This is a genomic window from Deltaproteobacteria bacterium, assembly GCA_030654105.1.
GTDB lineage: Bacteria > Desulfobacterota > SM23-61 > SM23-61 > SM23-61 > JAHJQK01.
Map to the genome: position 1 here is coordinate 1 of JAURYC010000157.1, position 8,189 is coordinate 8,189.

The following is an 8,189-nucleotide window of genomic DNA, read 5'->3' on the forward strand; positions in this document are numbered from 1 at the left end:
TTAATTGACAAATGATGTAATGGCCGTCAGGGGGGGGTCACTACTTAAACAAATATTCCACGAGCACAACTATGGCGAGAACCACGATGAGGATTACGATAAACCCCCCCATCATTAAAAAAGTCATAAACTTTGCACCAAACCCTTTTTTCTTTTCTTCGCCCTTTTCGGTACTCTCTTTTTTCACGTCGGCCATGCAATTAAAACCTCCTTTATTATGTAAATAAACGTTTACTAAAAGAATAATTTATTATTAAGATATTATCAACGATATTTTCAAAAAAAATAAAATTTATATCTATTTGTTATTATTGGATTATTTATATACTGCATTTTTACCTGAATTTTATTATTTCCACTTAAATAAACATATGTATATTTTTTAAAAAGTACATAGGACTATTTCTTTTGTAATAGACGGATAAATATTGCCTTGCCTATTTCTCTCGTTTTAAAAATTATATGAAGCTGCTATATCTCTTCTATGTCCTGACCCTAGAAAATGTTTCGATATGACTTTCATCTATTGAATTGGAATGCATGACTTCTGCGGGAAGTACATAATGGGGTTTCCCCCCTTTCCGGAAGAGTTGAGAATCTGCTGGAAAAACCCGAGGTAAGGAGGTCGTACCTGGGGATTTGAATTGGATGGAATTTCTTCCTCATCATCCCCTGAGATCTTAACAAAGGGTTATGCCTAAATTTTCCTTCAAACCTGCATCCCACTGGGGCGTCGTGGCCATTTCCTTCGTAACGATCGCCCTTGCCTACGGCCTAAACTTCTCTTTTTCCGTATTCTTCGTAGCCATCCTGGAGGAGTTCAAATGGAGCAGGGCCAGTATAGCGGGGGCTTTCTCGTTATCGTCCCTCATATTAGGAATCAGTTCCTGGCCGGGAGGAAGGCTGGTCGATCGATTTGGACCCAGAAAAATAATGATGGTCGGTGCCATCATCCTTTCTTTGGCGACGATGGCCAGTGCGCTGATCCGGGAGGTCTGGCATCTCTACTTTCTTTTTGGAATCTTGTCTGGCCTAGGTATTTGCGGTCTCGGGTGGGTGCCCAATTCGGTACTGCTCTCCAACTGGTTTGTCAAAAATCGTGGGAGCATGGTGGGTATCGCTTTCTCCGGGATGGGAATCGGAATTCTTGCTGTTGGGCCTTCGGCCCAATACCTTATATCCAGCCTGGGATGGCGAACGGCCTATTTGGTTTTTGGCCTGGCGGTCCTGGTGCTCCTGCTGCCATTAAGCTTTTTTTTGCAGGATAGGCCGAATCGAAAAATGGAAAATGAAGGCCCAGATCAACAACGCCCGCTGGCCAAGGCAGAGGACTCAAGGGAGAAGGGGGATTGGACCTTAAGGCGCTCCATGAAAACCCTGCCTTTCTGGGCGCTCTTTATTTCTTTTTTTCTCATTCCTTTAGGCATTTTTCCTGTAGCCATCCACCAGGTGGCCTACATAATCGACCAGGGTTACAGCAAGATACTGGCTGCTTTGGTCTTCGGAACCATGGGTTTATTAAGCACGGTCGGAAGGCCCCTTTTCGGAGTTCTCTCCGACCGCATCGGCAGGGAGAAAGCCGTCACCTGGAGCTTTATCAGTTCCATCGCGGGAATTCTCATTCTCATTTTCTTGCCCGAACTAAAATCCGTATTCTGGCTCTACCTTTACGCCATCCTCTTCGGATTGGGATTTGGAGCGCGCGGCCCCATCGTGTCCGCCATGATGGCCGATATGTTTTCGGGAAAGCATTTTGGGAGCATCTATGGCTTTATTAACATCGGGAATGGGATGGGAGGAGCATTAGGGCCCTGGCTGGGAGGGCTTCTTTACGATTTGACCGGTAGTTATCGGATTCCATTTTTTATATGTATTCCTGCTCTTGTATTGGCCTGTATTCTTTTTTGGACAGCTGGGAGGGGTCGGTCCAATCTTCATCCCAAGACCCTATAACCCCCCTAATCTTTTTGAGGCCCGAGTGCCCGGGGTCAGGCATTGAATTATCACATTTCCCAAGGTATCCGCTAGTTCGGAGTCCCGAGTCCAAAGTCCAAAATGGCGAGTTTCGGGTTCCGGGTTACGGGTTTTAAATCATAATCCGTGAGTCGTAAGTCGTCAGGCGCAGCCATTCATTTCACCTCTTTCTCCCGCAGAACCCTTTTCAGCACTTTGCCCGAAGCGGTCTTGGGCAATTCCTTGACGAACTCGACGATCCGGGGATATTTATAGGCGGCCATCTTGCTCTTGCACCAGGCGACGATTTCCTCCTCTCTGACCTTGTTTTCATACTCGGTCTTTAAGACGATGACGGCCTTGATGTTCTCCCCCCTATAGGGATCGGGGACCCCAATGACTGCAACCTCTTTTATCGCGGGATGGCCGTAAAGAAAATTTTCCACCTCTGCCGGAAAAACACTGTAACCGGAAGCCTTGATCAGCTCTTTTTTACGGCCGACGATGTAAAAGTACCCGTCCTCATCCATTCGGGCGATGTCCCCGGTGTACAGCCATCCATCTTTCAAGGCTTCCGCCGTCGCTTCCGGCCGGTTCCAGTACCCTTTCATAACCGTCGGCCCTTTGATGAGCAGCTCCCCCTCCTGATCCAGGGGAAGATCGACCCCAGTCTCCACATCCACAATCCGGCAATCGATGCCGAACTGGGGAAGGCCGATGGACCCGTACCTCGGCCGCAGGTAAGGATTCATGTGCGTCTGAGAGATCGTCTCGCTCAGGCCGTATCCTTCGGCTAGCTCGGTCCCAATGATCTTCCGCCACTTCTCCAGAATTTCTTTGGGCACGGGAGCTCCGCCGGAGCCACACACCCGGAGAGACCGCAGGTCATACTTTTCGACATCCGGATGGTTCACAATCGCCACATTCATCGTGGTAATGCTAGACCAAAGCGTGCACCGATACTTATGGATCGCCTGCAGAATGGCTTCCGGATCAAATCGAGCCAGCATGATATTCGTCGTGCCCGTATAGACGGGCCTACACATGCTGTGGATCATCCCGGTGACATGGAAGAAAGGCAAAATAGAAAGAAGAATGTCTTCCTCCAGGACACCATTCCAAACGGCAGAACCTACCGTATTGGTCATTAGGCTGAAGTGCGTAATCATCGCTCCTTTGGGAAGGCCGGTGGTGCCGGAAGTATATTGTAATAAAGCCAAATCCTCCCGCAGGTTGATGGGGATGCTCAGCTGTTCAGGCCGGTAGCTATCCATCACCTCCAATAGGTCCAGGGTCTCCGGAAAGCGCTCCTTGGGCGCCTGCATGGATGGATGCAGGGGGAGGGAGAGGCTGGCTGGGAGGTAATCGCGGTAACTCGTCAGGATGACGTGGGATAGTCCGCCCTCTTCTCTTACCTTCCTCACCTTGGGATACAAGAAATCCTGAGCAATGATGATCCGTGCGCCCGCATCCATGAGTTCGTACTTCAACTCATCTTCTTTAAACATCGGGTTGGCGGCCACCACCACCCCGCCGGCTTTGAGGATGGCAAAATATCCGATGACGAATTGAGGAGAATTTTCCAAGAAAAGGCTTACCCGATCCCCTTTCTTCAAGCCAAAGTCAATCAAAGCCCTGGCCAGTTGGTTCGTTCGTTGATCAAACTCCCGAAAGGGAATCTCCCTTCCATAAAAGTTGAAGGCAACTTTTTCCGGCGTTTGGCGCGCATGATCGCTCAGGAATTCAGGCAGAGTCTTCTCAGGGAAAACGAGGGTTCGCGGCAAATTCTCCGGCCATGACGGAAGCCATTTCTTTGGCATATTCAAAACTCCATTGTATTAGTTATAATTTGCCATTCATAAGTCGTAAGGCGTAAATCTCGGAGGCTTTGTCGTTCCTCCAGATGAAAGCAATCTGAGGGTAGGTAGCGTGACCCGCCCTGTCCGGTTTTTGAGGTTCCCTTTTGGCACCTCAGACGCGCAACCTCTTGAGAATTAAATTGAACCCCAAAACTTTAGAGAACTTTTGACCCGATGGCTTCATTTTCTGTGAAGGCAAAGCAAGATGAGTGAGTTTTGAAGATTGGTCAGGTGATCACAAATTGTGACCGGCTCGTCTTTTCCCCTTTGGGGGTATTACCCTTTCTCTGCCAAAGGGCTCCGGGACCGCGCCTTTTGGCTAAGGTCCTAATTTTGAACCATACCAGGAGAATTGGATCAGAACATTCTTTCGCGATCCTATTAACCGCTCCATGATCCTATCGCATATTACCACGTTTTAGTTGGTTATTACCACGTTTCTCCCAAAGAGCATTGCGGCCCGTTCCCCTGCATAGGGGTCTCCTTTCCCAGATCGGTCTCTGGGGTTCGTTGGATGAAGCATCAATTCTTGGAAACGCTCAGGCGAAACGGTTACCCCCTCAATTCTGTTCGAGGATTCTGTGCTTTCAATGACGGCTAATTGACGGAGAGACTCCAGAACTTGAGGAGTTTGCTGGCGGATCAGGTCTTGCTACGAAACAATTGAATTGCTTAGTTGTAAATTTTTTCCGAAAATGATATTGGGGATAGCGGAGGGGATTTCTTTTTACCCCGGATGTTTCAATTCTTCCTTAAATTTAATAGGACGCAGATTTGCGCAGATAACAACGGATAATTATTTTCTTTTTAATAAACTACCCCGCCGCAAGCGGCGGGGAATAAACCCTAAAGTGATTTAAGAATGACTTTTATTAAGCTTCGCAAAAGTAATGGAACATTGAGTAACGTATTTCGCCCCCCTCACCCTCCCCTCTCCCCCGACTACGGGGGAGAGGATAAAGGTGAGGGGGTTTACCGCGATGCCAATGTCTGTTCCATTATTTATGCGAAAGTCAATAAAAGGTATCATCAAAAGGGAATAAACCCCGTTTGAAAGGACGGGGCTTTGACTCCGCTCTTTCTATATAAGGAATTACCATTTTTGTAATGTCATCCCCGCCATATATGGTGGAGCTTTCTAACGGGGTAAACCGCTTCCTTATAAAGACATTAGGGTAATTCGACCGGATCTTTAGGCAACAATAGGGTAAAGATTATGCAATCTGCAAAAGAGAAAGAGTTAATGGGCATTTACTTCATCATTGATGCTCATGTTCATACTTATCCCACTGCCGCCATTGGGCAACAGGCCCTGCAGGGTACCGGGCGATCGGGTTGTTCGGGGACAGGGGAGGAACTACTTACGGTCATGGCCAGAGGGAAGATCTCCTACGCGGTAATGGCCAACATGACGCCCACTTACGACATGACGAGGGCAGCTTTAAAAAATCTTCCTGCGAGCGCTACCCACGATGAAAGAGAAAAAGCGGAGAAAGATATTAATGAGAAAATCGTTGACCGAATGAAACGAAGAAATCTCTGGACGTGTACCATGGCCAAAGAAAATCCCGCCTTGCTCCCCCTCATAGGCGTCGATGTATTACAGTCGCCCCCCGACATGCAAGCCGAGATTGAGGATAAAGCGCAAAACCATGGGGCAAGAGGCTTGAAACTCCATCCGGTTGTGAATCGATTTTTCCCTTATGACCAAAGGTTATGGCCGGCTTACTCCAAGGCCGAGGAGATGGGTTTACCGGTTCTATTCCATTCCGGTACGGGTGATGTGGCAGGCTATTCCGAATCAGATTATGGAAGACCGAAGAATTTTGAACCGGTTCTTAAAAGTTTTCCCCGCTTAAACATAATCCTGGCTCACCTGGCCAACGGATTCTTGGAAGAATTGGTTGAGATCGCCTCCCAATACGACCATGTTTTTTTTGATACCTCCGCTATCATCTCTGGGATTGAAGGAGAAAGTAAATTTTCTTCCCAGGCAGAGGCTGCCGCATTGCTTCGCAAGTTAGGCGTTCACCGCGTCCTTTTCGGTTCTGACTGGCCATGGTTTGATCCCCTGCGCGCTTTTGAGCAAATTATAAAACTAGACCTTACCGCGGAAGAAAAAGAAAGCATCCTTGGGGAAAATGCCGAAAAACTATTCGGCCTTAAGAGGCCGGCCCAAGGGGAAGGTCTTCAACGGAGACAGCGGATCAATTTAAGGATTGATCCAGAGGAGTAGGAAATCGTCATTATGAAAAAAAATGTTGGCAGAGGCCCTTTGATTCATTATGGTTGGATCGTTATGGCCATGGGTATGCTGACGGCCATCGGAGCCCACGGGTTCGGACGGATGGCTTATACCTTAATCCTTCCTTCCATGAAGGACGGCCTCCATTTCACCTACGCCCAACTCGGGCTTTTGGGGACAGGCAATTTCATTGGATATCTCACCTTGGCCATCATCGGAGGATTTCTGGCTGCTAAATTCGGTACCAGGATCGTTATCACTCTGGCCCTCATTCTTATGGGGATAACGATGATCATTACCGGCCTGGCCCAAAGTTTTGGTTTTGCCTTTGTGATGCGGCTCCTGACAGGTTTCGGCAATGGGGCTGCTTATGTACCTGCCATGGCCCTGGGTTCGGCTTGGTTTGCCAAGAAGCGAAGGGGATTGGCCACAGGAATCGTGTCTGCCGGCATCGGAGTGGGCACGCTGGCTGCTGGTTTAATTGTACCCTATATTCTGAATTTCTATGGATCCGAGGGGTGGAGGTTTTCCTGGTACTATTTGGGAGGGGGAGTGCTTGTTATCGCCGGCGTTGTTTATACCTTTATCCGAAGTCAGCCTGATGAAAAAGCTCTCTCTCCCATAGGGGCCAAGGAAGGCGATGCCCCCTTAAAGCCGAAGGCCGAAGAAAGGAAAGCGAAGGCTTTGCAGTGGGGGTTGGTCTATCGGGTCAAGGAGGTTTGGTATCTTGGGCTCGTTTATTTTATGTATGGATTCTCTTACATCATTTACATGACTTTCTTTGCCGCCTTCCTGATTAAAGAAATGGGATTGAGCCAGGACCAGGCTGGGGCGCTCTGGGCTTTAGTGGGAGGATTGAGCATTTTCTGCGGGTTAATCTGGGGCGGATTTTCCGACCTCCTTGGCCGAAAATATGGCTTGGCCCTTGCTTATCTTACCCTGGCGGTAGCCTATGCTGTCCTGGCCTTGATAAAATCATCGATAGGTTTCTATTTTTCGGCAGTGATCTTTGGTCTCACCGCCTGGAGTATACCCACGATTATGGCCGCTGCAGCTGGAGATTATGTAGGACCAAGACTCGCCCCAGCCGGCTTGGGCTTTATCACCCTTTTCTTCGGCATCGGCCAAGCTTTGGGGCCAGCCTTGGGAGGCTACCTTGCCGATGCAACCCAGTCCTTTGCCATGCCCTTTCTTTTGGCCAGCAGTGTTTCCTTATCAGGGGCCATCTCTTCTCTTTATCTTGGAAAACCTAAAAAGGATGTAAGTATTTAAGGATAATTTTTAGGAAGAAATGATCTCCTGCGCTTATTTCATGTTTTCGATGATGGCCCGGCCGAATTCGCTGCATTTGACCTGGGTTGCTCCTTTGAGCTGGCGCGCCAAATCATAAGTCACGATCTTGGCCCGAATGGCCTTCTGGATACCGGTCCGAATCAACTCGGAGGCCTCCCTCCAGCCCAGGTAGTCAAACATCAAGACGCCGGAAAGGATCACCGATCCGGGATTGATCACGTCCTGGCCGGCATATTTCGGAGCAGAACCGTGGGTCGCTTCGAAGACCGCCAAACCATCGCCGACGTTGGCCCCCGGAGCCATTCCCAGTCCGCCAATTTCAGCGGCCAGGGCATCGGACATATAGTCCCCATTGAGATTCGGCATGGCGAGAACGCTGTACTCATCGGGCCGCAGCAGGATTTGCTGAAACATAGCATCGGTGATGCGATCTTTGATCACCACCTTGCCTCCGGCATTGCCGTCCGGCGGAAGATCCGCTTCGGCAATGGTTTGGCCAGCAAATTCGTCCCCGGCGAGCTCATACCCCCAGTCCCGAAATGCGCCTTCCGTGAATTTCAAGATGTTCCCCTTGTGGACCAGGGTCACGCTCGGGCAGTGATAATCAAGAGCCCAGCGAATGGCCTTCCGGACGAGGCGCTTAGAGTTGAAGGGGCTCATGGGCTTGATGCCGATGGCCGAGTCGGGTCGGATTTTCTGGCCCATCTCTTTGACCAGGAACTCGATCACCTTGACCGCCTCGGGGGTCCCTGACGGCCACTCGATACCGGCATAGAGGTCTTCCACGTTTTCCCGGAAGACGATCATATCGACCTTTTCCGGCTCCTTGAGAGGGCTGG

6 protein-coding genes are annotated in these 8,189 nt (G+C 49.4%); 3 read left to right on the forward strand and 3 right to left on the reverse strand.

Annotated elements, in window-relative coordinates; translation table 11 throughout:
- Positions 1-40 precede the first annotated feature (40 nt).
- Positions 41-196 carry a hypothetical protein gene (locus Q7V48_06495; GenBank protein ID MDO9210383.1) on the reverse strand — a complete coding sequence of 52 codons (156 nt, stop codon included), beginning with the start codon at positions 194-196 and terminating at the stop codon, positions 41-43.
- A 497-nt stretch (positions 197-693) separates the two neighbouring features.
- On the opposite strand from Q7V48_06495, the gene Q7V48_06500 reads away from it, so the two are divergent.
- Complete coding sequence (locus tag Q7V48_06500) at positions 694-1,953, forward strand: MFS transporter (protein ID MDO9210384.1); 1,260 nt, start codon at positions 694-696, stop codon at positions 1,951-1,953.
- Positions 1,954-2,129: 176 nt separating this feature from the next.
- Here Q7V48_06500 and Q7V48_06505 read toward each other — a convergent pair whose 3' ends face one another.
- Positions 2,130-3,773, reverse strand: a complete 1,644-nt coding sequence (locus tag Q7V48_06505; GenBank protein ID MDO9210385.1) for an AMP-binding protein — start codon at positions 3,771-3,773, stop codon at positions 2,130-2,132.
- A gap of 1,255 nt (positions 3,774-5,028) precedes the next feature.
- Here Q7V48_06505 and Q7V48_06510 point away from each other — a divergent pair.
- Both Q7V48_06510 and Q7V48_06515 read left to right on the forward strand, forming a co-directional pair.
- Positions 5,029-6,048: an amidohydrolase family protein gene (locus Q7V48_06510; GenBank protein MDO9210386.1), complete on the forward strand. Its 1,020-nt coding sequence runs from the start codon at positions 5,029-5,031 to the stop codon at positions 6,046-6,048.
- Positions 6,049-6,060: 12 nt separating this feature from the next.
- On the forward strand, positions 6,061-7,329 hold the full coding sequence (locus Q7V48_06515; protein ID MDO9210387.1) for an MFS transporter: 1,269 nt from the start codon (positions 6,061-6,063) through the stop codon (positions 7,327-7,329).
- Between the two features lie 33 nt (positions 7,330-7,362).
- Here Q7V48_06515 and Q7V48_06520 read toward each other — a convergent pair.
- Positions 7,363-8,189 (reverse strand): isocitrate/isopropylmalate family dehydrogenase (locus Q7V48_06520; protein ID MDO9210388.1); only part of this gene is annotated, 827 nt, incomplete at its 5' end.

What these genes read in the sequence shown, in the direction of transcription:
- Q7V48_06505 (MDO9210385.1), bottom strand. Translation starts at nt 3,773, where the DNA reads ATGCCAAAGAAATGGCTTCCGTCATGGCCGGAGAATTTGCCGCGAACC.
- Q7V48_06500 (MDO9210384.1), top strand. Translation starts at nt 694, where the DNA reads ATGCCTAAATTTTCCTTCAAACCTGCATCCCACTGGGGCGTCGTGGCC.
- Q7V48_06515 (MDO9210387.1), top strand. Translation starts at nt 6,061, where the DNA reads ATGAAAAAAAATGTTGGCAGAGGCCCTTTGATTCATTATGGTTGGATC.
- Q7V48_06495 (MDO9210383.1), bottom strand. Translation starts at nt 196, where the DNA reads ATGGCCGACGTGAAAAAAGAGAGTACCGAAAAGGGCGAAGAAAAGAAA.
- Q7V48_06510 (MDO9210386.1), top strand. Translation starts at nt 5,029, where the DNA reads ATGCAATCTGCAAAAGAGAAAGAGTTAATGGGCATTTACTTCATCATT.